The following is a 24004-nucleotide window of genomic DNA, read 5'->3' on the forward strand; positions in this document are numbered from 1 at the left end:
CACGCCCCCTAGCTTGCCCTTCAAGGCGCGGCCAACGCGCGTGACCGACAGGAGGATGAGATGAGCCAACCGCCGCACGCCGGATTCCCTGTCAGCCGCCGCTTTGCCCTTTCAGGAATGGCGGCCCTCATGGCCGGGAGCGCGCTGCCTGTGCTGCTGCCGGGTCAGGCGCGCGCCGGTGACGATGACATCATCCGGTCGCACGGCTATTCCTTCTTCGGCGATCTCAAGTATCCCGCCGATTATCCCCATTTCGACTATGTGAACCCCGATGCCCCCAAGGGGGGCGAGATTTCGCTGTTTGCCCCCGGCACATTCGATTCGATGAACCCCTATGCCCGCAAGGGGCGGGCCGGTCGCCTGTCCTGGATGGTCTACGAAAGCCTTTTGGGCCGGTCGCTGGCAAGTGGCGAGCCGCTGCCGGGGGATCGCTATAACGAGGGCTATGGCCTTCTGGCAGAAAGCCTTGAATACGACCGGGGCAAGACCTGGGTGATCTTTCACATGCGGCCCGAGGCGCGCTTTGCCGATGGCACGCCGGTGACGGCGCAGGACGTGGTGTTTTCGCACAACCTGTTTCTGGATCAGGGCTTGCGCTCTTATGCCGAGGCGGTGCGGCGGCGGGTGATCGGGGCCGAGGCGCTTGACGACCACACGGTCAGATTCGAGTTCGCGGAAGGAATTTCGCGCCGGTCGCTGATCGATCAGGTGGGCGGCACGCCGGTGTTTCCGCGCGCCTGGTATGAGGAGACGGAGGCACGCCTTGACGAGCCGCGCCTGGCGGCGGCGCCGGGGTCTGGCCCCTATCAGGTCGGGCGCGTCGAGGTGAACCGAAATATCGTCTACGAGCGCAACCCCGACTATTGGGGCTGGCACCTGCCGATCAACAAGGGGCGGCACAATTTCGACCGGATCCGCATCGAGTATTTCGCCGATGACAACGCCGCCTTTGAGGCATTCAAGGCAGGGATCTACACCTTTCGTCCCGAGGGCAATTCCAAGACCTGGGCCACGGGCTATGATTTCCCGGCAATGCGCGCGGGTCATGTGGTGCGTGCCGAACTGCCCGACGGGCTGCCGCCGACGCCCTCTGGCTTTGTCTTCAACCTTGGCCGCGAGAAATTGCAGGACAAACGGGTGCGGAAGGCGATCGCGCTGGGGTTCAATTTCGAATGGACCAACGCCTCGCTGCAATTCGGGCTGTTCAAACAGCGCCATTCCTTCGTGCAGGATACCCCACTGGAGGCCAGGGGCCTGCCCGAGGGAGAGGAACTGGCGCTGCTGCAATCACTGGGCGATCTGGTGCCCGAGGCGATGCTGGGCGAACCGGCGGTCATGGCGCATACGTCCGATCCTGACCGCCTCAACGACCGGCGCAACCTGCGCCGCGCCATGCAGCTTCTGGACGAGGCAGGCTGGTCCGTGGGCGGCGACGGCAAGCGGCGCAATGCCGCCGGCGAGCTGCTGACCCTGGAACTGCCGATTTCCTCATCGGGGTCGGCCACCATGTCGGCGGTGGTGGAAAGCTTCGTGTCGAACCTGCAACTTATGGGGATCGAGGCGAAATTCGACAAGATCGACGCCGCGCAATACACCGCCCGCGAGCGCGACCGCGATTACGACATCATCTTCGACAGCTATGTGGCCTTTCTGGAGGCGGGTACCGGCCTGCATCAACGCTATGGCAGCCAGGAAGCGGCGTTCAGCCTGTTCAACCCGGCGGGGCTGGCAAGCCCGCTGGTGGATGCGCTGATCGACAAGGCGCTTGAATCGACCACGCTGGAGGAACAGAACGTGGCGCTGATGGCGCTTGACCGGGCGCTGCGGCACGAGTTCTTCATGATCCCGACCTGGTATCTGGACCGGTCCTGGGTGGCCTATTGGGACATCTACGAGCGCCCCGATCCCTTGCCGCCCTTCGCCACCGGCGTGCTCGATTTCTGGTGGTATGACAAGGAGAAGGCCGCCGCTCTCAAGGCAGCGGGCGCGCTGTGAGGCGGGTTGTGATCGGGGGGATCGCCTGAGATGGGGGCCTATATCCTGCGGCGTCTGGCGCTTATCATCCCGACGCTGTTCGGCATCATGGTGATCAACTTTGCCCTTGTGCAATTCGTGCCCGGCGGCCCGGTCGAGCAGATGATCGCCAACATGCAGGGGCGCGGTGACGTGTTCGAGAGCTTTGCCGGGTCAGGGTCCGACACCGGGCAGGACCTGGTCGGGACGGCGGCGGGGTCTTCGGCCTATCTGGGCGCGCGTGGCCTGCCGCCCGAACTCATCAAGGAGCTGGAGGAACAATTCGGCCTCGACAAGCCGCCGCTGGAGCGGTTCCTGGGCATGATGTGGAACTACATGCGCTTCGATTTCGGCGAGAGCTATTTCCGCAAGATCAACGTGCTCGACCTGGTGCTGGAGAAGATGCCGGTCAGTATCACGTTGGGGCTGTGGTCCACGGTCATCGCCTATATCGTCTCGATCCCGCTGGGTGTGGGCAAGGCGGTGCGCGACGGCACGCGGTTCGACACCTGGACGAGCGGCGTTATCATCGTGGCCTATGCGATCCCGGCGTTTCTGTTTGCAATCATGCTTCTGGTGCTGTTCGCGGGCGGCAGTTATTTCCAGATTTTCCCGCTGCGGGGCCTGACCTCGGACAATTTCAGCGAGTTGAGCCTTTGGGGCAAGGCGATGGATTACGCCTGGCACATCACCTTGCCGGTGCTTGCCTCGACCATCTCGGCCTTTGCCACGCTGACGCTGCTGACCAAGAACAGCTTTCTCGACGAGATCAAGAAACACTATGTGATGACCGCGCGCGCCAAGGGTCTGTCAGAGCGCCGGGTGCTTTACGGCCATGTCTTCCGCAACGCCATGCTGATCGTGATCGCGGGCTTTCCGGCGGTGTTCATCGGCGTGTTCTTTGGCGGGTCTGTCCTGATCGAGACCATATTCAGCCTCGACGGGCTGGGGCGGCTTGGTTTCGAGGCCGCGGTGAGCCGGGATTATCCGGTGATGTTCGGGACGCTGTTCCTGTTCGGCCTTATCGGGCTGGTGGTGGGGATCCTGTCGGACCTGATGTATGTGCTGGTCGATCCGCGCATCGATTTCGAGAAGCGGGAGGGGTGAGGATGGGCCGCGCATCATGGGGGCGCTGCCCCCGCCGCGCCTGCGGCGCGACTCCCCCGGGATATTTTCGGCCAGAAGAAGGAGGGGCGCGGTGATCCGTCTCTCGCCGCTCAACCAGCGCCGCTGGCGCAATTTCAGGCGCAACCGGCGCGCCTTCTGGTCGCTGATCATCTTTTCGGTGATCTTCACGGTGACGCTGTTTGCCGAATTCGTGGCCAATGACAAGCCGATCCTCGTGCAGTATCGCGGCGAGTTCTACATGCCGATCTTCCGCTTTTATCCCGAGACCGAGTTCGGCGGGGATTTCGAGACCGAGGCGATCTATCGTGATCCGGAGGTGCGCTGCCTGATTGCCACGGGGGGGCTGGATGCCTGCCTTGACGATCCCGAGGGGGTGATGGCGCAGGCCGCGAGCGGTCGGGTCGATGGACAAGAGGTGGTGCGCGGCTGGGCGATCTGGCCGCCCATCCCCTATAGCTATACCACCACGGTGGACCGGCCCGGTGCGGCGCCGCTGCCGCCCAATGCGCAGAACTGGCTGGGCACCGACGATACCAAGCGCGACGTGCTGGCGCGGGTGATCTATGGTTTTCGCCTCTCGGTGATGTTCACGCTGATCGTGACGCTCTTGTCCTCGGTGATCGGGATTTTCGCGGGCGCGGTGCAGGGTTATTTCGGCGGGCGCACGGATTTGCTGTTTCAACGGATCATCGAGATCTGGGCCTCGACGCCGCAGCTTTATGTTATCATCATCCTTTTCGCGATCCTGCCGCGAAGTTTCTGGCTTCTGGTGGTGATCACTGTGCTGTTCGGCTGGATGGCTCTGGTCGGTGTGGTGCGGGCCGAGTTCCTGCGCGCGCGCAATCTGGAATATGTGCGCGCGGCCAAGGCGCTGGGCGTGGGCAATGTCACGATCATGTTCCGCCATATGCTGCCCAATGCGATGGTGGCGACGCTGACGATGCTGCCCTTCGTGATCACCGGCACGATTTCGCTGTTGGCGGGCTTGGATTTTCTGGGCTTCGGTTTGCCGTCCTCCTCGCCGTCGCTGGGGGAATTGACGCTTCAGGCCAAGCAGAACCTGCAAGCGCCCTGGCTGGCCTTCACGGCGTTTTTCGCCTTTGCCATCATGCTGTCGCTGCTTGTCTTCATCTTCGAAGGCGTTCGCGATGCGTTCGATCCCAGAAAGACCTTTCAATGAGCGTGCTCGAGGTGCGCGATCTGCGCGTGAGTTTCCGGCAGGACGGGCAGGTGATACCGGCGGTCAGGGGTGTCAGCTTCAGCGTGGACCGGGGCGAGACGGTGGCGTTGGTGGGCGAGAGCGGGTCGGGCAAGTCGGTCACCGCGCTTTCGACCGTGTCGCTTCTGGGGGCGTCGGCGGAGGTGACGGGCAGCGTCACCTATGCCGGGCAGGAGATGATCGGCGCGGATGAGCGGCGGCTGCGCAAGGTGCGGGGCAATGACATCAGCTTTATCTTTCAAGAGCCGATGACCAGCCTCAACCCGCTGCACACGCTGGAAAAGCAATTACGCGAGAGCCTTGAGCTGCATCAGGGGCTGACAGGGGATGCGGCGCGCGGGCGGATCGTGGAGTTGCTGGAGCGGGTGGGTATTCGTGACGCGGCAAGCCGTCTGGGGGCCTATCCGCATCAATTGTCCGGCGGGCAGCGGCAGCGGGTGATGATCGCCATGGCGCTGGCCAACAAGCCCGACATCCTGATCGCCGACGAGCCGACAACCGCGCTTGATGTCACCATTCAGGCGCAGATTCTGGAATTGCTGGCAGAGTTGAAGCGCGAGGAGGGCATGGGGCTTTTGTTCATCACCCATGATCTGGGCATCGTGCAGCGCATCGCCGACCGGGTCTGTGTGATGAAGGATGGCGAGATCGTCGAGGCGGGGCCGGTGGCCAAGGTCTTTGCCGCGCCCCAGCATCCCTATACCCGGAAACTGCTTGCCGCACGCGCGACGGGCGTGCCTTCACCGGTGCCCGAAGGCGCGCCGGTGGTGGTCGAGACGCAGGATCTGCGGGTGTGGTTCCCGATCCAGAAGGGCTTTCTGCGGCGCACGGTGGGGCATGTGAAAGCGGTCAACGCCGCCACGCTGGAGGTCAGGGCGGGCGAGACGCTGGGGATCGTGGGCGAATCGGGGTCGGGCAAGACCACGCTGGCGCTGGCGGTCATGCGGCTGATTGCATCCGAGGGCGGCATCCGTTTCGCGGGCGAGGATGTGAACGGTTGGTCCACGCGGGACTTGCGGCGGCGGCGGGCGGAGATGCAGATCGTGTTTCAGGACCCGTTTGGCAGCCTCAGCCCGCGCATGACCGCCGCGCAGATCATCGCCGAGGGGCTGGGCGTGCATGGCAATCCCGGCGGGCGCCCCGAGCGGGAACTGGTGGCCGAGGTGATGGGCGAGGTCGGCCTCGACCTCGCGATGATGGACCGCTACCCGCATGAGTTTTCCGGTGGGCAGCGGCAGCGCATCGCCATCGCCCGCGCCATGATTCTGCGGCCAAGACTGGTGGTGCTCGACGAGCCGACAAGCGCGCTTGACATGACCGTGCAGGTGCAGATCGTGGACCTTCTGCGCGCGCTCCAGCAGAAATACGGTCTGGCCTATCTGTTTATCAGCCACGACCTGCATGTGGTGCGCGCCATGAGTCACAGGGTGCTGGTGATGAAAGGTGGCGACGTGATCGAGGCGGGCGAGGCCGAGCGGCTGTTTTCCGCGCCGCAGACCGACTATGCGCGCACGCTGCTGGCGGCGGCGCTGGAGGGGCGGGCCGAGGCCTGAGCCCCTCAGATCGCCGAGGAATGCCCGTCTGCGTTCACCTCGTAGGCGTCGAACTTGCGGGCGATCATCCGGGTGAGGGGACGTGCCTCGGGCGGGATGGCAAGGCCGCTTGCGTCGAGCCGCAAATGCCCGGCAAAGGCGCGGTCCACCTTCGAGAGCATTGCGTTGAGCGTCTCGGGCGTGACGGCGAAATCGCGGGTGATCTCGGCGCGGTCAATGCGGAAATCGCACATCAGCGCCTCGATCAGGCGCGCGCGCAGCTTGTCGTCCTCGGAAAAGACATGCCCCCGCGCGGTCGAGAAGCGCCCGTCGCGGATCGCCGCCGTATGCACGCCGGTGGCGGGCGCGTTCTGCGCATAGCCTTGCGGAAAGCGCGAAATGGACGAGGCACCGAGCCCGATCAGCACCTCGGCCGTGTCGTCGGTATAGCCCTGAAAATTGCGCCGCAGCCGTCCGGCGCGTTGCGCCACGCTCAGCCCGTCGGAGGGAATGGCGAAATGGTCGATGCCGATCTCGTCATAGCCGTCCCAGAGAAACAGCCGACGCGCCGTCTCGAACAGCGCGAGTCGCTCTTGCGGGGTGGGCAGGGCGTCCGAGGGGATCAGCTGCTGTCGCTTGGCCATCCACGGCACATGGGCATAGCCATAAAGCGCCACCCGGTCGGGATTGAGCGACAGGAGTTTCTGCACACTTTCGGTGATGCGCGCGCGGCTTTGATGGGGCAGGCCGTAGAGGATATCGGCATTGAGGCTGCGTACGCCGCGCGCGCGAATCTCTTCAACCGCCTGCCGGGTGATGTCATAGCCTTGCAGGCGGCCGATGGTCTTTTGAATCTCCTCGTCGAAATCCTGCACTCCGATCGAGGCACGGTTCATGCCCGCTGCGGCCAGTGCATCGAGACGCGGCCCGTCGATCTCGTTCGGGTCGATCTCGACCGAGAACTCGGTTTCTTCGGTGAAGGGCGCGATGTCCCGGATCGCCCCGGCAAGCTCGGTCATCATCGGTGCCGACAGAAGCGTTGGTGTCCCGCCGCCCCAATGCAGCCGCGAGAGGTGCACCCCCGCGGGCAGGGTGCGGCCCAGCATCGCGATCTCGGTCTTGAGCGTCTCCAGATAGGCCGCTACCGGTGCATCCGATTGCGTGCCCTGCGTGCGGCAGGCGCAGAACCAGCACAGTCTGCGGCAGAAGGGCACATGCACATAGAGCGAGATCCCCGATCCTTCGGGAATAGCCTTGATCCAGGTGACAAAATGCGCTTCTCCGACAGCCGGGTTGAAGTGCGGCGCGGTCGGGTAGCTTGTGTAGCGTGGCACCTTGGCGTCAAAAAGACCCAGACTGCCCAGTTTGGTTTGCGTATCCATGCGCTAAGGATTACGTTCGATTCATCTAAAGTCCTTGACCCAGATCAATCGCGGGAACGAGACAGTGGCAACGCTTGAACATATCGCGGACACAGCTCCGCATGACTGTGCGGATTGCCCGATCCGTCATCGGGCCGTCTGTGCGCGTTGCGAGCCGGGTGAGCTGGATAAGCTCGATTCGATAAAATATTATCGCAGCTTCGAGGCCGGTCAGACGGTGATCTGGTCGGGTGACCCGATGGATTTCGTGGCCTCGGTGGTCTCTGGCATCGCCACGCTGACGCAAACCATGGAGGACGGGCGCACGCAGATGGTGGGCCTGTTGCTGCCCTCGGATTTCGTGGGGCGGCCAGGGCGGGCGCGGGCCGCGTATGACGTGGTGGCGACGACCGATATTGTCATGTGTTGTTTTCGCCGCAAACCCTTCGAGGAGATGATGGGACGCACGCCCCATATTGCGCAGCGGCTGCTGGAAATGACCCTGGATGAGCTGGATGCCGCGCGTGAATGGATGCTGGTGCTTGGGCGCAAGACCGCGCGCGAGAAGATCGCCTCGCTTCTGGCGATCATCGGGCGGCGCGACGCCGCCCTGCACATGGGCAGACGGGGCGGGCCGCTTGTCTTTGATCTGCCTCTCACCCGAGAAGCGATGGCCGACTATCTCGGGCTCACGCTGGAGACGGTCAGCCGCCAGATATCGGCGCTGAAGAGGGACGGGGTGATTGTCCTGGAAGGCAAGCGTCGCGTAACCGTGCCCGACATGAACCGCCTTCTTGAAGAAGCGGGTGACGACAGCGATGGCGGTTTGCTGGCATAACACGCTGGCGCGGCCAGGATCGTGATGACTGGCGCGGTTTCTTCTGGCTGCAAATATCCCGGGGGTTTGGGGGCTGGCCCCCAAACCGCACGTTACCCTATCGACGTCAATGCGCCATGAAGACAGGCACTGTCGCCTGTTCCAGCATGTAGCGCGTCGCCCCGCCAAAGATTGCCTCGCGGAAGCGCGAATGGCCATAGGCCCCCATCACCACCATATCTGCATCCATGTCGGCGACATGACGCAAGAGCACGTCCGACACGCGCGGCAGCGTTTTCGACAGCACGTCGATCTCGGCTTTCACCCCGTGGCGGGCCAGGTATTGTGACAAGAGCCCGCCGGGATCCGAGCGGTTGGGTCCATGGGTGGGCGGGTCGATCACCACCACATGCACGCTTTCCGCGGCCCGCAGCAGCGGAAGGGCGGCGCGGGTGGCGCCGAGTGCCTCGCTGCTTTCGTTCCATCCCAGCAGGATGCGGCGCGGGCGTGGCGCGGGTCTGGCCCCGGCAGGGGCGATCAGAACAGGGGTGCGTCCCTCGAAAAGCGCCGATTCGGTCACCGGTTCGAGTTCGGCCCCACGGCCCTCGCCATAGGGTTGCGCCAGGATGACCAGGTCCGAGAATCGCGCCCGCGTGGAGACGTGCCGCCCCAGATCGGCCAGTTGGCTGACCCCGGCATCGACAGCCCAACGAATCGTCGTGCCCTCGAGGCGCTGGCGCGCGAGGGTCTCGACTTCCTCGGATTCTTCCTGCGCGCGCGCGATGGTTTCCTGAAGCACGATCGCGCTGGCGCCGGCGTAGTAATAGCCGGTCTGGCTGCGATCCACACCGAGGCAGAGCACGTCGAGATGGGCGTCGAACGCTTCGGCGGCGGCAATGGCATGAGAGAGGGTCTCGTCGACGAGCGCCACGTCGGACAGGACCGTGAAGAGGCTGTTATATGTCATGTCGCTTTTCCCGATTGGTGTTAACCTGAAACCTAGCATAGGGCCGGTTCATTCCAAGGCGCCTTGACGCGGATCAAGCCCCGCGCGCGGGGGTTTTGATGCAGATCAAGGTTACTTGATTCTGTTCCTATCATTACGGGCGCAATCAAATGTGCCTGCGCGGGTCAGACCGACTCGGGCCGGTGAGGACGAAGGGACGCAACATGATGAATTATATCAAGCTGATCGTGCTTGGTCTGATCACGCTTTTCGCGTTGGTCGCGGCCAATTACGCGCGCGATCTGGCCTATCTGGTCGATGCGCTGATCGTGGCGGCAGTGGCCGGCGGGCTGTTTCTGTGGGTGCTGCGGCGCACCGACGAGCCGAAGGTCAAGGTCGATCTTTCCGGTGAATACATGGATGGCGTGATCCGCGCCGGGGTTATCGCGACCGCGTTCTGGGGCGTGGTCGGTTTCCTTGCGGGCACCTATATCGCCTTTCAGCTTGCCTTTCCGGCGCTCAATTTCGACTGGGCGCAGGGCTACATGAATTTCGGGCGTTTGCGTCCGCTGCACACCTCGGCGGTGATCTTCGCCTTTGGCGGCAACGCGCTGATCGCGACCTCGTTCTACGTGGTGCAGCGCACGAGCGCGGCGCGGCTCTGGGGCGGCAACCTCGGCTGGTTCGTGTTCTGGGGCTACAACCTCTTTATCGTGCTGGCGGCGACAAGCTATATCCTTGGCGGCACGCAGTCCAAGGAATATGCCGAGCCGGAATGGTATATCGACCTGTGGCTGACCGTGGTCTGGCTGGCCTATCTGGCGGTGTTCCTCGGCACCATCGTCAAGCGCCGCGAGCCGCATATCTATGTGGCCAACTGGTTCTTCCTGTCCTTCATCATTACCGTGGCGATGCTGCATGTGGTGAACAACCTGAGCATACCGGTCTCGATCTTCGGTTCGAAATCGGTGCAGGTCTTCTCGGGCGTGCAGGATGCCATGGTGCAATGGTGGTATGGCCACAACGCCGTGGGCTTTTTCCTCACCGCCGGGTTCCTGGGCATGATGTATTACTTCGTGCCGAAACAGGCCGAACGCCCGGTTTATTCCTACAAGCTGTCGATCATCCACTTCTGGGCGCTGATCTTCCTTTATATCTGGGCCGGTCCGCACCACCTGCACTATACCGCGCTGCCTGACTGGGCCTCGACCCTTGGCATGGTGTTCTCGATCATTCTGTGGATGCCGTCCTGGGGTGGCATGATCAACGGTTTGATGACGCTCTCGGGCGCCTGGGACAAGCTGCGCACCGATCCGGTGATCCGCATGATGGTGATCTCGATCGGCTTTTACGGCATGTCCACCTTCGAAGGGCCGATGATGTCGATCCGCGCGGTCAACTCGCTGTCGCATTACACCGACTGGACCATCGGGCATGTGCATTCCGGGGCTCTGGGCTGGAACGGGATGATCACCTTCGGCGCGCTCTACTTCCTCGTGCCGAAGCTGTGGAACCGCGAGCGGCTCTATAGTCTGAGCCTTGTGAGCTGGCACTTCTGGCTCGCCACCATCGGTATTGTGCTCTACGCCGCCTCGATGTGGGTGACGGGGGTCATGGAAGGGCTGATGTGGCGCGAGGTTGATGCCAACGGCTTCCTCGTGAACTCCTTCGCCGACACGGTGGCCGCAAAGTTCCCGATGTATGTGGTGCGGGCGCTGGGCGGGGTGCTGTTCCTCGCTGGGGCCATCATCATGTGCTACAACCTCTGGATGACTGTGAAACGTTCGCCGGCCGTTGAGGCCACGAACGGCACGGTCCCGGCTGAATAAGGAGGGCCGGAGAGATGGCATTTCTCGACAAACACGCCGTTCTCGAAAAGAACGTCACGCTTCTGGCAATCTTTGCCTTCCTCGTGGTCACCATCGGCGGCATCGTGCAGATCGCGCCTCTGTTCTGGCTGGAAAACACCATCGAGGATGTAGAGGGCATGCGCCCCTACTCCCCGCTGGAGTTGGCCGGGCGTGACATCTACATCCGCGAGGGCTGTTACGTCTGTCACAGTCAGATGATCCGCCCGATGCGCGATGAGGTCGAGCGTTATGGCCACTATTCACTGGCGGCGGAGTCGAAATACGACCACCCGTTCCAGTGGGGATCCAAGCGGACAGGGCCGGACCTCGCCCGTGTCGGTGGCCGCTATTCGGATGACTGGCATGTGCAGCACCTGCGCGACCCGCAATCGGTGGTTCCGGAATCGGTCATGCCGAAATACGGCTATCTTGAAAAGCGCCTGCTGGATGGCAAGTATATCGGCGATCTCATGAAGACGCACCGTCTGGTTGGCGTGCCCTATAGCGACGAGATGATCGAGAACGCAGTGGCCGATTTCCGGGCGCAGGCGGACCCGGACGCCGATAGCGACGGGCTGCTTGCCCGCTATCCCAAGGCGCAGGTGCGTAACTTTGACGGGCAGCCGGGCATTTCCGAGACCGACGCCCTGATCGCCTACATGCAGATGCTGGGCACGCTGGTCGATTTCTCGACCTTCACCCCCGTGGCCAGCCGCTGAGGAGGGAACGCAATGGAAACCTACTCGCTTTTGCGCGAATTCGCCGATAGCTGGATGCTTCTGGTTCTCTTTGTCTTCTTCGTCGGGGTCGTGATCTTCGTGTTCCGACCCGGCGCAAGCAAGGCCTATGAGAACCCCGCGAACATCCCCTTCCGGCACGAAGACAAACCGGCGCCCGAGAGCGCCCGCCGCCCAGAGGAGGCGTGAGACATGGCCAAGAAAGCCGACAACAAGAAGCAGGTCGAGACGACCGGCCATTCCTGGGATGGGATCGAGGAATACAACAATCCCTTGCCGCGCTGGTGGGTCTGGGTGTTCTACGCCACCATCGCCTGGGGGCTGTGGTATGTGATCGCCTATCCCGCCTGGCCGCTGATCAACCAGGCGACAGCGGGCTACAAGGGGTGGTCCACGCGCGCCAATGTCGCCGCCGAGATCGAGGCGGCGCGTGAGGCCAATGCCGGGATCAACGCGCGCCTTGTGGCCGCCGACCTCAACGATGTGCCCGGCGATGCCGAGCTGAACAACTATGCGGTCGCGGCTGGCGGCGCGGTGTTCCGCACCTGGTGCGCGCAGTGTCACGGCTCGGGTGCGGCGGGCGTGCAGGCGGGGGGTTATCCCAACCTTCTGGACAATGACTGGCTCTGGGGCGGCTCGCTGGAGGATATCCATACCACCATCGCCCACGGGATCCGCAACGAGACCGATCCCGATGCGCGCTGGTCGCAGATGCCCGCCTTTGGTGACATGCTCGACAATCGCGAGATCGATCAGGTGGTGAATTACGTCATGGCGCTTTCGGGCGAACCGAAGGATGCCAGCGCCGTTGCCGCGGGCGAGGAGATCTACCTCGACAACTGCGCCGCCTGTCATGGCGAGGCGGGCGAGGGGGACGTGACGCAGGGCGCGCCCAACCTTGCCGATGCGATCTGGCTTTACGGTGGCAGCTACGAGACCATCACCGAGACCGTGCGCTACAGCCGCTTTGGCGTCATGCCCTCCTGGGCGGATCGCCTGAGCGAGGCCGAGGTGCGCGCCGTCGCGGTCTATGTCCACCAGCTTGGCGGTGGCGAATAGTCCCGCCGACGAAATCCCCGGGTCGCAAGACCCGGGGTGAAGCACCGGCCCTTCCGTCCTGTTCGCGCGTTTCCAGGGAGGGTCGGTGCCGTTTTGCCATGACGGCCCGTCCGTGACAACCTGAGGCATCGTGTTTCCGGCTCTGCCGCACAACAGTGCCCCAGACACATTTTTGCAACATCGTCGGCGCCTTTGCCGGGGACGCGCAACTACAGCTTGAAATCGAGCGACTCTCCCGGCCTTCTTTTCAGAAGGCGGGTTTTCATCCCGCGTTCCTAATGATGAAGCATTCTGGCGGACCCTTGGGCGTCTGAACCGATGCCGCCCCATGTCAGCCGACGGACGGGACAATGACAATGACAATGAAAATGACGAAACGCACAACCCATACGCTCCTTGCGCTCGGGCTTGCCGGTGGTTTGGCGATGCCCGCCCCGGCCGCGGAAATCTATTCCAGTGGCGGGCTGACCGTGTCGCTTGATGTCGAGATCGGATCGGCGGCGTTCTTCGTGGACAACCCGAATTTCGGTCTGGGCCGGATCGACCTGAGCAACGGGGAAAACACCGGGGATACCAGCAACTACGAGGCCTATGTCAAGCCAAGCCTCAGCTTCAGCTACGACGCAGGCGGCGTGGCCGAGCTTTACGGCGAGCTGTCCGGCGTCCTGACCGGCACTCTCGGGGATGGCGATGCGGGTGGCTTTACCGCCGGCGACGATACCGACGCCGATATCGAAGCGGCGTATCTGGGCCTGCGGTTCAACCTCACGCAGGGCGACAACCCGCTTGTGCTCGATGTCTCGGGCGGTCGGCAGGATCTGCAGATCGGCAATGGCTGGCTGTTCTATGACGGTAACTTCGACGCCTTCTCGGACAATGCCTTCTGGCTTGCGCCGCGCACGGCGTTTCGCAACACCGGGATCGTCAGGCTGGGCAACGAGCAGGTCGGCTTTACCGGTTTCTACGTCAAGGGCGACAGCGACAACGACCGGGCCGAAGTAGGCGGGGTCGATCTCGAATTCACGACCGATTATGGCCAGTTCGGTATCCTCTACGCCGAGATCAACGATTCCGACGAAGTGAATTTCGCACGTCGTGGCATGGAAATGGTCAGCTTGCGGGCGCTTGACGTGCCGATCCCGGCGGTCGAGGGGCTTTCGCTCAGCGGTGAATATACCAAGCAGTTCGGCGGCAAGGGCGGCAATGATTTCGACGCCCATGGCTATTACGGGCAGATCAGCTACAGCTTTGCCGGGCTGCCCTTCACGCCGACGCTGAGCTATCGCTATTCGAAATTCAGCGGTCAGGACGGCAGCGCCGACATCAAGGCCTTCGACCCGCTTTTCTACGGCTTTGATGGCTGGGGCACCTGGTTCCAGGGCGAGATCGTGGGCGAATACCTGCTGTTCAACTCGAACCAGCGCACCCACATGGTTCATCTCTCCGGAAGCGTCAGCGAAAGCATCGGCATCGGCGCGATCTACTATCACTTCGATCTGGACAAGAAGAATTACTTCGGCATTCCGGTGACCAGCACGGACTTTGCCGACGAGATCAACTTCTATGTGGATTGGGAGGTGAACGACAATCTGAGCGTGGGCGCCGTGGCCGGTGTGGCCTTTCCCGGATCGGCAGCAAAGCAGGCTTTCGGCGACAACGACAACATCTACCTGTTGCAGGCTTTCGCCATCGTCAACTTCTGATCGCGCCGCGATTTGCGGTGTCGGGGCGGCCCATCGTGGGCCGCCCTTGTCATTTCGGGCGCGGTTTGGGCGGGCAAATAGATCGGTTCAAGATTCAGATTTGATTCAGGTCAAAGCCGGTGCCGTGGCATCCTGCAAGAACGCGCTCCATGACCCGAGTAGCCCGGAGTTCCGATTTGTCCGATTCGCAACCGAACGCCCCGCAATCCCTCTATGCCGCGCAGGAACCGATCTTTCCGCGACGCGTCTCGGGGCCGTTCCGAAATCTGAAATGGGTGCTCATGGCGATCACCCTCGGCATTTATTATGTCACCCCCTGGATTCGCTGGGACCGGGGCGAAAGCCTGCCGGATCAGGCGGTGCTGCTCGATCTGGCGAACAGGCGGTTCTTTTTCTTCTGGATCGAGATATGGCCGCACGAATTTTATTTCGTGGCCGGGCTTCTGGTCATGGCGGGGCTGGGCCTGTTTCTGTTCACCTCGGCGCTCGGCCGGGTCTGGTGCGGCTATGCCTGCCCACAGACCGTGTGGACCGACCTATTCATCCTCGTGGAACGCTGGATCGAGGGCGATCGCAACGCGCGGCTGCGGCTGCACCGACAAAAGAAATGGGATGTCCGCAAGCTGCGGCTCAGGCTCACCAAGTGGATCACCTGGGCTTTGATCGCGGTGGCCACGGGCGGGGCCTGGGTGTTCTATTTCACTGATGCGCCGACGCTTCTCGTTGATCTGTTCACTCTCAATGCTCACCCCATCGCCTATACCACTATCGGTGTGCTGACCGGCACGACCTTCTTCTTCGGCGGCTTTGCGCGGGAACAGATCTGCATCTATGCCTGTCCCTGGCCGCGGATTCAGGCAGCGATGATGGATGAGGACACGCTCACCGTCGGGTATCGCGGCTGGCGGGGTGAGCCGCGCAAGAACTCGGCCGAGGTCAAGGCCGGGGCGGAGATGGGAGATTGCGTCGATTGCATGGCCTGCGTCAATGTCTGTCCCATGGGCATCGATATCCGTGACGGGCAGCAGATGGAGTGCATCACCTGCGCGCTCTGCATCGACGCCTGCGATGATGTGATGGCCAAGCTGGGCAAGCCGCGCGGCCTGATCGACTATATGGCGCTTACCGATGAGCAGCGCGAGCGGGAGGGCAAGACGCCCAAGCCTGTCTGGCAGCATGTCCTGCGTCCGCGCACGATTCTCTATACCGTTCTATGGTCGGCGGTCGGGATCGGCCTTGTCTTTGCGCTCTTCATCCGTTCCGATCTCGATATCACGGTCGCGCCGGTGCGCAATCCGATCTATGTTACACTTTCGGATGGAACGATCCGCAACACCTATGAGGTGCGCATCCGCAACATGCAGCATGACGAGCGGGAGTTCGTGTTGAGCGTCAAGGGCGACCCGGCGATTGTCCTGTCGCTTGAAGGTCTGGAGGGCAATGTGGTCAGCGTGCCCGCCGACGAGATGCGCCTGCAACGGCTTTATCTTGTCGCGCCGCCGGGATCGGCCCCGGCGCGGGACGCGCGCAGCGAGGTGCGCATCTGGCTGGAGGATCGCGAGAGCGGGGCGCGCTCTTACAAGGATACCGTCTTTAACGGAAGGGGCGAATGATGGCAGAGCGGAAACTTACCGGGCGGCATGTGCTGTTCATCTTCGTGGGGGCCTTTGGCGTCATCATCGCGGTGAACCTCTTTCTGGCATATTCGGCGGTCAGCACCTTTCCGGGGCTTGAGGTGAAGAATTCCTATGTCGCCAGCCAGGAATTCAACGAACGCAAGGCCGCGCAGGAGGCGCTTGGCTGGGAGGTGCGTGCCACCCATGGCGGTGGCGTGCTGCGGCTGGCCATTACCGATGCCGAGGGGCAGCCGGTGCGCGTGGCAGCCCTTGATGCCACGCTTGGCCGCGCCACACATGTGGCCGAGGACCAGCGCCCCGAGTTCCGCTTTGACGGGCGGGGCTATGTCGCGCCGGTCGATCTGGGGCCCGGCAACTGGAATATCCGTATGGAGGCCCGTGCCGAGGACGGCACCGCGTTTCAGCAGCGCGTCGTTCTGGTGACGGAGTAGGCCATGACCGCGACGCTGCGCGCCACGCCGTCTGCCTGCCCCGCCTGCGCCGCCGCCCCCGCGGCCGAGGCGCTGGCGGCGCGCGCGCTGCCGGACGCGCGAATCGCACTATCGCTGCCGACGATCCATTGCGCGGCCTGCATCTCGAAGATCGAGGCCGCGCTCAATGCCCATGAGCAGGTGCGTTCGGCCCGCGTCAACCTCACGCTCAAGCGCGCCAGCATCGACGCCGCGCCGGACGTGACGGCAGAGGAGATGCGCGCGCTGGTCGAGGGGCTGGGATACGAGGCGCATGAACTGGACGCAGGCACACTCAGCGCCACGGCGACCGACAAGGCCGGGCGCGACCTGCTGATGCGGCTTGCCGTGGCGGGCTTTGCCAGCATGAATGTCATGTTGTTGTCGGTTTCGGTCTGGTCCGGGGCCGAGGCCGCGACGCGCGACCTGTTTCACTGGATTTCCGCTGCCATAACCCTTCCTGCCATCGCCTTTTCCGGCGTGCCGTTCTTTCGCAACGCCTGTGCCGCGCTGCGGCAGGGGCGACTCAACATGGATGTACCGATCACGCTCGCGATCCTGCTGGCCGTTATCACATCGCTCTGGGAGACATCGCTTTCGGGCGAGCACGCCTATTTCGACGCGGCCATCGCGCTCACCTTCTTTCTGCTCGCGGGGCGCTATCTCGACCACCGCACGCGCGCCATCGCGCGGTCCGCCGCCGAAGAGCTGACCGCGCTCGAAGTGCCGCGCGCGACGCGCCTGCGGGAGCGGGCGGAGGAGGTTGTGGGGATCGCGGACCTGTCGATTGGCGATCTGATCCTCGTGCGTCCCGGCGGTCGGATGCCCGTGGATGGCGTGATCGTCGCGGGCACGTCGGAAATCGACCGCTCGCTGCTGACCGGCGAGACGCTGCCCGTTTTCGCGGGTGAGGGGCAACAGGTCAGCGCGGGCGAGGTGAACCTCACCGGCCCGCTGACCATCCGCGCCACCGCCGTGGGGGCGGAGACCTCGCTGCATCGCATGGCCGATCTGGTGGCGATCGCGGAATCCGGGCGCTCGCGCTACACATCGTTGGCCGACAGCGCGGCCAAGCTCTATGCGCCGGGCGTGCACATCCTTTCGGGGCTCAGCTTTCTCGGCTGGTATCTTTACACATGGGATCTGCGCACCGCGCTCAACATCGCCGCTGCCGTGCTCATCATCACCTGCCCCTGCGCGCTTGGCCTGGCCGTGCCTGCGGTCACGACGGCGGCCTCGGGGCGGCTTTTCCGGCGGGGAATGCTGATCAAGCACGAGACCGCGCTGGAGCGGCTGGCGCAGGTGGATACGGTCGTGTTCGACAAGACCGGCACGCTGACCTCGGGCATGCCGCGCCTGACCAATCTCGACACGCTGCCGCGCGACGCGATGGAACTGGCGCTTGCGCTATCGCAGGCATCGGCGCATCCGCTGGCGCAGGCGATCACCCTCGCCGGGCGTGACGGCGGCTATGTGACGGCGGAGGTGTCCGACATCTCCGAAGTGCCGGGCTATGGTACCAAGGGGGTCTTCGAGGGGCAAGATGTGCGCCTTGGCCGGGCAAGCTGGGTTGGTGCCGCGCCGCGCGCCGAGACCGCCACCTTCCTGCGGGTGGGAGAGGCCGCGCCGGTGGCGCTCACGTTCGCCGATGCGCTGCGCCCCGGTGCGGAAGAGGCGGTGGAGGCGCTGGTCAGACAGGGCAAGCGGGTCATTCTCATGTCGGGCGACACGACCCCAGCGGTCGAGGCGCTGGCGGTGCGGCTGGGGATCGCGCAATGGCTGGCCGAGGCGCTGCCCGCCGACAAGGCTGCGCGCGTCAAGGCGCTCTCGGATCAGGGTGCGCATGTGCTGATGGTGGGCGACGGGCTTAACGATACTGCCGCATTGGCCGCGGCCCATGTCTCGATTTCGCCCGCCTCGGCGCTTGATGCCGCGCGCGTGGCCTCGGATATCGTGCTTCTGGGCAATGATCTGTCGCCCATCGGCGCGGCCTGCGAGACCGCCCGCGCCGCCACCCGCCGCATCCGCGAGAATTTCCGCATCGCCACGGTCTACAACATCGTCGCCGTGCCGTTGGCGGTGGCGGGGCTTTGCTCGCCGTTGATTGCGGCCCTGGCCATGTCGGCCAGTTCCATTACCGTATCGCTCAACGCGCTCAGGCTGAGGTGATCCATGAACGTGCTGGCCTATCTCATCCCGATCTCGCTCATCCTCGGTGGCGTGGGCCTTGTGGCCTTTGTCTACACGGTGCGCTCGAACCAGTATGACGACCCGGAAGGCGATGCGCGGCGCATCCTGTCCGACGACTGGGATGACCGGCCCAAACCCTGAAGCTGCCAGAACGTTCGGTACCAGGAAGGGGCAGAACGCAAGCCTGGCTCCGGGGGGCTGAAAGGCAACCTTCTCCGAATTTCGCGCCGCTTATGTGATTCTTCTCACTGTAGAACCAGGTTTTCCTGCATGATGGTTGAAAAGAATCCGTCCCTCAGGTCATTCTTTGACGTGAAGAGACGGGCCCATCATTTGTGAAGTTGTGTGCAGATTGTTGAAAGGGCACATGAATCCTCAGGAGAGGTCCATGGTCCTTTTTAGCAGTTTGCTCAATGAGGTGCCTGCATGCGACAAACTTGGGTTTGGACCGCGCTTCTGTTGGCGCTGATCGCCGGCGGTTCCTATGGCGGCTATCTCTACCTGCGGCCAGAGCCGCTGCCCGAGAGGTTGCTATACGGAAACGGCCATATTGAGGGCACCGAGGTTCGGGTTGCGGTCGAGGTGGGGGCCCGTGTCGTCGAAAGCCGCCTCGTTGAAGGTGAGACGGTGTCGCGCGGCGATCTTCTGATCAGGCTCGACGTTACGGACCTTGAACTGCGGCATCGGCGGGCGCAGGCTCTGATAGAAGCGCTGGAGCGACAGCGCGGACGCGCCGAGCGTGAGCTGGAGACGGCACGGCATCACCTGGGAACAGCCGAGCGCGATTTGGCGCGGGCGCGCGAGCTGTTTGCGCGAGAAGTGACGCCGGAGCAACGGGTGGAACAGGCCGAAAATGCCATCGAGGAAGCGCGCGGTCGGATTGCCGCCCTGGAAGCGCAGATCAACACCTTCGAAGCACAAGTTGAGGCGGCGCACCGAGATCTCGACCTGATCACCAGCCAGATCGACAAGACCCGCATCACCGCACCGATCGGCGGTAACGTGCTCGTCAAGGCGGTGGAGGCCGGCGAGGTCGTCCAGCCCGGACAGGTGGTGGCGGTCCTCGTTGACCTGAGCCGCATCGAACTCAGGGTTTTCATACCGGAGGGCGAGCTGGCCAGGGTGCGTCTGAATTCTCTGGCGCGGGTGCGTGTCAGCGCCTTCCCCAACCGCCTGTTCGAGGGGCGAGTGGCGCGGGTCGACCAGCAGGCGCGCTTCACGCCACGCGACATTCACATGCCGGAAGAGCGTGTGCGTATGGTCTTCGGAGTGACCATCGCTCTCGACAACCCTGACGGCCTATTGAAGCCCGGAATGCCGGCCGATGCCTGGATTCTTTGGCAACCGGATGCAGACTGGCCGGTTCGCCTGTTCGTCCCGCGGTGACGCCGATGGCACAGTCCCATTCCGATATCATCCGGACGGAGCGGCTGGGCCGACGGTTCCGGGGCCGATGGGCGATTCAGGATATCGACCTCGGCATCGCTCGGGGCGAGATCGTGGGCCTCGTCGGGCCGGATGGCGCGGGCAAGACCACGCTTCTGCAGCTCCTGGCGGCGATCCTCGACCCGAGCGAAGGCCAGTGCCGGGTGCTCGGCCACGACAGCGTGTGTGAGAGTGCGGAAATTACCTCGCGGATCGGCTACATGGCGCAAGGCTTCACGCTGTATGACCGGCTCACAGTCGCAGAAAATCTTGCCTTCGCCGCCAAGGTACGCAACGTTTCTGCAGCGCAACTGGCCGAGCGCCGTCAGCGCTTGCTTGCCATGGCGGGGCTTGGCACGTTTCTCGATCGCCGCGAGGGCGCGCTGTCGGGGGGCATGCGAAAGAAGCTCGCGCTTTGCACCAATCTCGTCCATGCGCCGCCGCTCCTGCTGCTCGATGAGCCGGGCCTCGGGGTTGACCCGCTGTCGCGCCGCGAGCTGTGGCGGATGCTGGAGGCATATCGGCGCGATGGCGCAACGATCGTTTTCAGCACCTCCTACATGGACGAGGCCGAGATTTGCGACCGTGTCGCCTTCCTCGACGCTGGTCGAATGATCGCCCTTGGCACGCCAGACGAACTGCGGGCGCGCGGGACGGGCGCCGTGTTCAGCGTCGACTCCAGCCAACCCGCCGCCGTCGAGAACGCACTCGGTCGTGAACCGGAAGTTCTGGGTGTCCAGTGGCAGGCACGCCAAGTTCGTTTTGTCGTGCGGCCTGGCGACCCGTTATCATCCCGCCTTCGTGCGATACTGGCGCACCTTGGCCGGGTGGAGCCAGCACGCCCTACGATCGAAGACATCTTTGTGATCCTCACCGCCGGCGCCAGGCATGCGGCCGATGGGGAGATCGAACCCGCAAGCGAGGCGCGGGCGTTCGGCCCTGCGGAAAGCGCCACTTCGGGCATAGCGACCAATCGCCTGAGTCGACGCTTCGACTCGTTCGTCGCCGTGGATGACGTCTCGTTCGAAATTGGCGCGGGCGAGGTTTTTGGTCTCCTGGGCGCCAATGGCGCCGGCAAGACAACGCTGATCCGCATGCTGTGCGGATTGTTGCCGCCGTCGAGCGGGAGCGCGCGGGTTGCCGGGATCGACGCGGTTACCGACCCCCAGGTCTTGCGCCAGAACATCGGCTACATGTCGCAGCGCTTTTCGCTCTATCCCGATCTCTCGGTGGGCGAGAACCTCAGATTCTTCGCCAGCGCCTATGGGCTTGGCCGGCGGGCCGCGCGCGATGCGATCACTTGGGCAAGCGCCGTAACCGGACTCGCAGAATTCGAACGTCAAACCGTCGCTCACCTGTCAGGGGCCGTTCGCCAACGTCTCGGTCTCGCCTGCACCATCCTGCATCGACCCGCAGTCGTTTTTCTCGACGAGCCAACTTCCGGTGTCGATCCGCTGTCGCGCTATCGTTTCTGGCGCTTGGTGAACGCGCTGGGAGCCGCCGGCACCACGGTGCTCGTCACAACCCATTACTTGGAGGAGGCCGCCTATTGTCACCGCCTCGGGCTGATGCACGAAGGCCGGATGATCGCGGTCGGCGACCTGGCGTCGTTGTGCGCCGGCTTGCCGTCCGATGTCCCGGCCACGGTGGAAGGCGTGTTCGTCGCCTATATCGAGCGCGAGCGCGCCCGGATGGCGCGCAGCGGCAGTAAAGCGTCATGAAACCGTCACGCATCGCAGCGGTCCTTGAGAAAGAGACAAAGGAGATCGCCCGCGATCCGGTGACGGTGGCCATCGCCCTGATCATGCCGATCATGATGCTTTTCCTGTTCGGTTATGCTATTTCCCTGGACGTTGACGATATCCCCATGGGCGTTCTCGATCATGATCGTTCCCCCGCCAGCCGCCAGCTCGTCGATGAATTCGTTCAGAGCGGATACTTCCGCCTTGCCGACACCTACGCGACACCCGAAGCCATGGAAGGTGCTATCCAGCGCAATGAAGTGATGCTCGCACTCGTCATTCCGCCCCGGTTTCACCAAGCGCTGGTTCGCGGCGAGGCGGCCCCCGTGCAGGTCATCGTTGACGGGACCTATGCGGCGAGCGCGAACCTCGCTGCGGCCTATGCCGAGAGCATCATCTCCGCCTTCCCAGAGGCGGTCGCGCCGGCCGCGCGCGTGGAGGTGCGGGTGTGGTACAACCCGGCGCTCAGAAGTGCGAACTTCATCGTGCCCGGTCTGTTCGGTGTCATCCTGATGGCGTTTCCGCCCCTGCTTACCGCGCTGGCTATTACACGGGAGAAGGAAAGCGGCTCCATTCAGCAGATATTCGCCTCGCCCCTGACGCCGGCCGAGTTCCTGGCCGGCAAGCTCGTGCCCTACGGTCTCATTGCGTTCGTTCAACTCGTCACGGTGATCGTGATCGGTTTCCTGTGGTTCGGCGTGCCCATGCGGGGCAGCCTCGGCCTCCTGTTGGCAGTGGGACTTGTCTATGTCTTCACCACCGTGGGTATCGGGCTTCTCGTCTCGACGATCGCCAACAGCCAGGTCGTGGCGATGCTGCTTGCGCTGATCGTCGCGCTCATGCCATCGACCCTGTTCTCGGGCTTCCTGTTCCCGATTTTCACCATGCCGTATGCCGCCCAACTCTATGCCCGGACGCTGCCAGCCGGTTATTTCGTCGATTTTTCGCGCGGTCTGGTGCTCCGGGGGGCCGGTCTGCCGGAGCTGTGGCCATCGGTCGCGCTTCTGTTGGCCTATACGCTGATCGTCTTTGCGCTGGCAGTGTGGCGCTTCCGCAAGAAGGTGGCGTGATGACAACCCGCCTCGCCGGTCTGCTCGTCAAAGAGATGATCCAGTTCCTGCGCGACCGCGTCGTCCTGATGCTGATCCTTTGGCTGTACACGATCGAGGTGGTGATCTGCACCTTGGCCGTATCCTTCGATGTCGAGAACATGCCACTTGCCGCTGTCGATCTCGACCAAACGCCGATGAGCCGCGCCCTTGTCCAGGATTTTCTCGTTTCGGATACCTTCACATTGGCCGGGGCACCGGCCAATGTCACCGAGGCGACGGACTGGTTGCAGGACGGCCGCGCCCGGGTCGCGCTGGTCGTGCCTGTGGGATTCCAGCGGGATGTCACGCGCGGCGAGGTTCCGGCGGTCCAGATCCTGCTGGACGGGACCGACTCCAACATTGCTGCCCAAGCCCGTGGCATTGCGCTTGCCATCGTCGGCCGGTTTGGCACCACCGCCGCCGAGCAGCACGGCCAGGGAGGCGCCCGGCCGGTGCTCCGTGTCTGGTACAATCCCGATGGGAGTTCAACCTCGTTCACCGTCCTCTCGATGATCGCGCTGGCCGCCCTGATGGTGGGCGTCATCTATCCCGCCGCCTCGATCATGCGCGAGAAGGAGGCGGGCACTATCGAGCAGCTTCGGGTGACGCCGATCGGCACCACCGAGCTGTTTGTGGCCAAGACCGCGCCTATGCTCGTGATGGGACTCGTTTCGGTGTTCCCGAGCCTGCTTATCGTGTCGTGGTTCGGCGTGCCGCTGCGCGGCAGCCTTGCCCTGTTCCTCGCTCTGACAGCGGTATTTCTGATCAGCGCGATCGCCATCGGCGTGCTCATCGCGAGCGTCAGCCGGACGCTGCAGCAGGCCCTTCTCTTGAGCTTCTTCGGGCTGTTTCCCGTGCTGTTTCTCTCGGGGACCATCACCCCGGTCGAAAGCATGCCCAAGCTGCTTCAAACGGCATCGCTCGTCAGCCCGTTGCGTCACTATATGGATGTTATCCTTGGTGTGTTCCTGAAGGGCGCCGGTCTTGCCGAGCTTTGGCCCCAGGCGCTCGCACTCGTGGCCATCGGTACACCGCTCTTCCTCGTCGCCGCCCGGATCTTCCGGCGCTCGCCGGCGGGTTGATGGTCCGGCTTGGGGGGGGGCGG

General features: G+C 63.6%; 20 protein-coding genes. 18 read left to right on the plus strand and 2 right to left on the minus strand.

Annotated features, from left to right (window positions below; translation table 11 throughout):
• The first annotated feature begins 129 nt into the window (after positions 1 to 129).
• From KAK09_RS13470 to KAK09_RS13485, 4 genes are all read left to right on the plus strand, one after another.
• Positions 130 to 1995: an extracellular solute-binding protein gene (locus tag KAK09_RS13470; RefSeq protein WP_247651270.1), complete on the plus strand. Its 1866-nt coding sequence runs from the start codon at positions 130 to 132 to the stop codon at positions 1993 to 1995.
• A 30-nt stretch (positions 1996 to 2025) separates the two neighbouring features.
• On the plus strand, positions 2026 to 3120 hold the full coding sequence (locus KAK09_RS13475) for a microcin C ABC transporter permease YejB (RefSeq protein WP_210879462.1): 1095 nt from the start codon (positions 2026 to 2028) through the stop codon (positions 3118 to 3120).
• Between the two features lie 94 nt (positions 3121 to 3214).
• Positions 3215 to 4321, plus strand: a complete 1107-nt coding sequence (locus KAK09_RS13480; protein ID WP_210879498.1) for an ABC transporter permease subunit — start codon at positions 3215 to 3217, stop codon at positions 4319 to 4321.
• Entirely contained in the window at positions 4318 to 5913 is a 1596-nt protein-coding gene (locus KAK09_RS13485) for an ABC transporter ATP-binding protein (RefSeq protein WP_210879463.1), read from the plus strand. Before KAK09_RS13480 ends, KAK09_RS13485 begins: the two co-directional genes overlap by 4 nt.
• A gap of 5 nt (positions 5914 to 5918) precedes the next feature.
• Here KAK09_RS13485 and hemN read toward each other — a convergent pair whose 3' ends face one another.
• A complete protein-coding gene (gene hemN, locus KAK09_RS13490) occupies positions 5919 to 7274 on the minus strand; it encodes an oxygen-independent coproporphyrinogen III oxidase (protein ID WP_210879464.1) in 1356 nt (451 codons plus the stop codon).
• 64 nt (positions 7275 to 7338) lie between these two features.
• Between hemN and fnrL the strand changes: the two genes are divergently transcribed.
• Complete coding sequence (fnrL, locus tag KAK09_RS13495) at positions 7339 to 8091, plus strand: transcriptional regulator FnrL (protein WP_336244460.1); 753 nt, start codon at positions 7339 to 7341, stop codon at positions 8089 to 8091.
• A 106-nt stretch (positions 8092 to 8197) separates the two neighbouring features.
• Here fnrL and KAK09_RS13500 read toward each other — a convergent pair whose 3' ends face one another.
• Complete coding sequence (locus tag KAK09_RS13500) at positions 8198 to 9037, minus strand: universal stress protein (RefSeq protein ID WP_210879465.1); 840 nt, start codon at positions 9035 to 9037, stop codon at positions 8198 to 8200.
• 203 nt (positions 9038 to 9240) lie between these two features.
• On the opposite strand from KAK09_RS13500, the gene ccoN reads away from it, so the two are divergent.
• The 13 genes from ccoN (at position 9241) to KAK09_RS13565 (ending at position 23981) form a co-directional block, all read left to right on the plus strand.
• On the plus strand, positions 9241 to 10845 hold the full coding sequence (gene ccoN / locus KAK09_RS13505) for a cytochrome-c oxidase, cbb3-type subunit I (protein ID WP_210879466.1): 1605 nt from the start codon (positions 9241 to 9243) through the stop codon (positions 10843 to 10845).
• 14 nt (positions 10846 to 10859) lie between these two features.
• Positions 10860 to 11585, plus strand: a complete 726-nt coding sequence (ccoO, locus tag KAK09_RS13510) for a cytochrome-c oxidase, cbb3-type subunit II (protein ID WP_210879467.1) — start codon at positions 10860 to 10862, stop codon at positions 11583 to 11585.
• Between the two features lie 12 nt (positions 11586 to 11597).
• Positions 11598 to 11792 carry a CcoQ/FixQ family Cbb3-type cytochrome c oxidase assembly chaperone gene (locus KAK09_RS13515; protein ID WP_210879468.1) on the plus strand — a complete coding sequence of 65 codons (195 nt, stop codon included), beginning with the start codon at positions 11598 to 11600 and terminating at the stop codon, positions 11790 to 11792.
• A gap of 3 nt (positions 11793 to 11795) precedes the next feature.
• Complete coding sequence (gene ccoP, locus KAK09_RS13520) at positions 11796 to 12662, plus strand: cytochrome-c oxidase, cbb3-type subunit III (protein WP_210879469.1); 867 nt, start codon at positions 11796 to 11798, stop codon at positions 12660 to 12662.
• Between the two features lie 368 nt (positions 12663 to 13030).
• The gene (locus KAK09_RS13525) at positions 13031 to 14365 is read left to right on the plus strand and encodes an alginate export family protein (protein WP_210879470.1); all 1335 of its coding nucleotides are present in this window, start codon (positions 13031 to 13033) and stop codon (positions 14363 to 14365) included.
• Between the two features lie 176 nt (positions 14366 to 14541).
• The gene (ccoG, locus tag KAK09_RS13530; protein WP_210879471.1) at positions 14542 to 15978 is read left to right on the plus strand and encodes a cytochrome c oxidase accessory protein CcoG; all 1437 of its coding nucleotides are present in this window, start codon (positions 14542 to 14544) and stop codon (positions 15976 to 15978) included.
• A complete protein-coding gene (locus tag KAK09_RS13535; RefSeq protein ID WP_418895533.1) occupies positions 15975 to 16433 on the plus strand; it encodes a FixH family protein in 459 nt (152 codons plus the stop codon). The genes ccoG and KAK09_RS13535 overlap by 4 nt, the downstream gene beginning before the upstream one ends.
• Before the next feature lie 3 nt (positions 16434 to 16436).
• Complete coding sequence (locus tag KAK09_RS13540; RefSeq protein ID WP_210879473.1) at positions 16437 to 18620, plus strand: heavy metal translocating P-type ATPase; 2184 nt, start codon at positions 16437 to 16439, stop codon at positions 18618 to 18620.
• A gap of 3 nt (positions 18621 to 18623) precedes the next feature.
• A complete protein-coding gene (ccoS, locus tag KAK09_RS13545; RefSeq protein ID WP_210879474.1) occupies positions 18624 to 18782 on the plus strand; it encodes a cbb3-type cytochrome oxidase assembly protein CcoS in 159 nt (52 codons plus the stop codon).
• A 285-nt stretch (positions 18783 to 19067) separates the two neighbouring features.
• Positions 19068 to 20027: an HlyD family secretion protein gene (locus KAK09_RS13550; RefSeq protein WP_210879475.1), complete on the plus strand. Its 960-nt coding sequence runs from the start codon at positions 19068 to 19070 to the stop codon at positions 20025 to 20027.
• A 5-nt stretch (positions 20028 to 20032) separates the two neighbouring features.
• Positions 20033 to 21787 carry an ATP-binding cassette domain-containing protein gene (locus KAK09_RS13555; RefSeq protein WP_210879476.1) on the plus strand — a complete coding sequence of 585 codons (1755 nt, stop codon included), beginning with the start codon at positions 20033 to 20035 and terminating at the stop codon, positions 21785 to 21787.
• On the plus strand, positions 21784 to 22878 hold the full coding sequence (locus KAK09_RS13560; RefSeq protein ID WP_210879477.1) for an ABC transporter permease: 1095 nt from the start codon (positions 21784 to 21786) through the stop codon (positions 22876 to 22878). The genes KAK09_RS13555 and KAK09_RS13560 overlap by 4 nt, the downstream gene beginning before the upstream one ends.
• On the plus strand, positions 22878 to 23981 hold the full coding sequence (locus KAK09_RS13565) for an ABC transporter permease (RefSeq protein ID WP_210879478.1): 1104 nt from the start codon (positions 22878 to 22880) through the stop codon (positions 23979 to 23981). The genes KAK09_RS13560 and KAK09_RS13565 overlap by 1 nt, the downstream gene beginning before the upstream one ends.
• Positions 23982 to 24004 lie beyond the last annotated feature (23 nt).

This window comes from Roseovarius autotrophicus, assembly GCF_018069895.1.
Lineage (GTDB): Bacteria > Pseudomonadota > Alphaproteobacteria > Rhodobacterales > Rhodobacteraceae > Roseovarius > Roseovarius autotrophicus.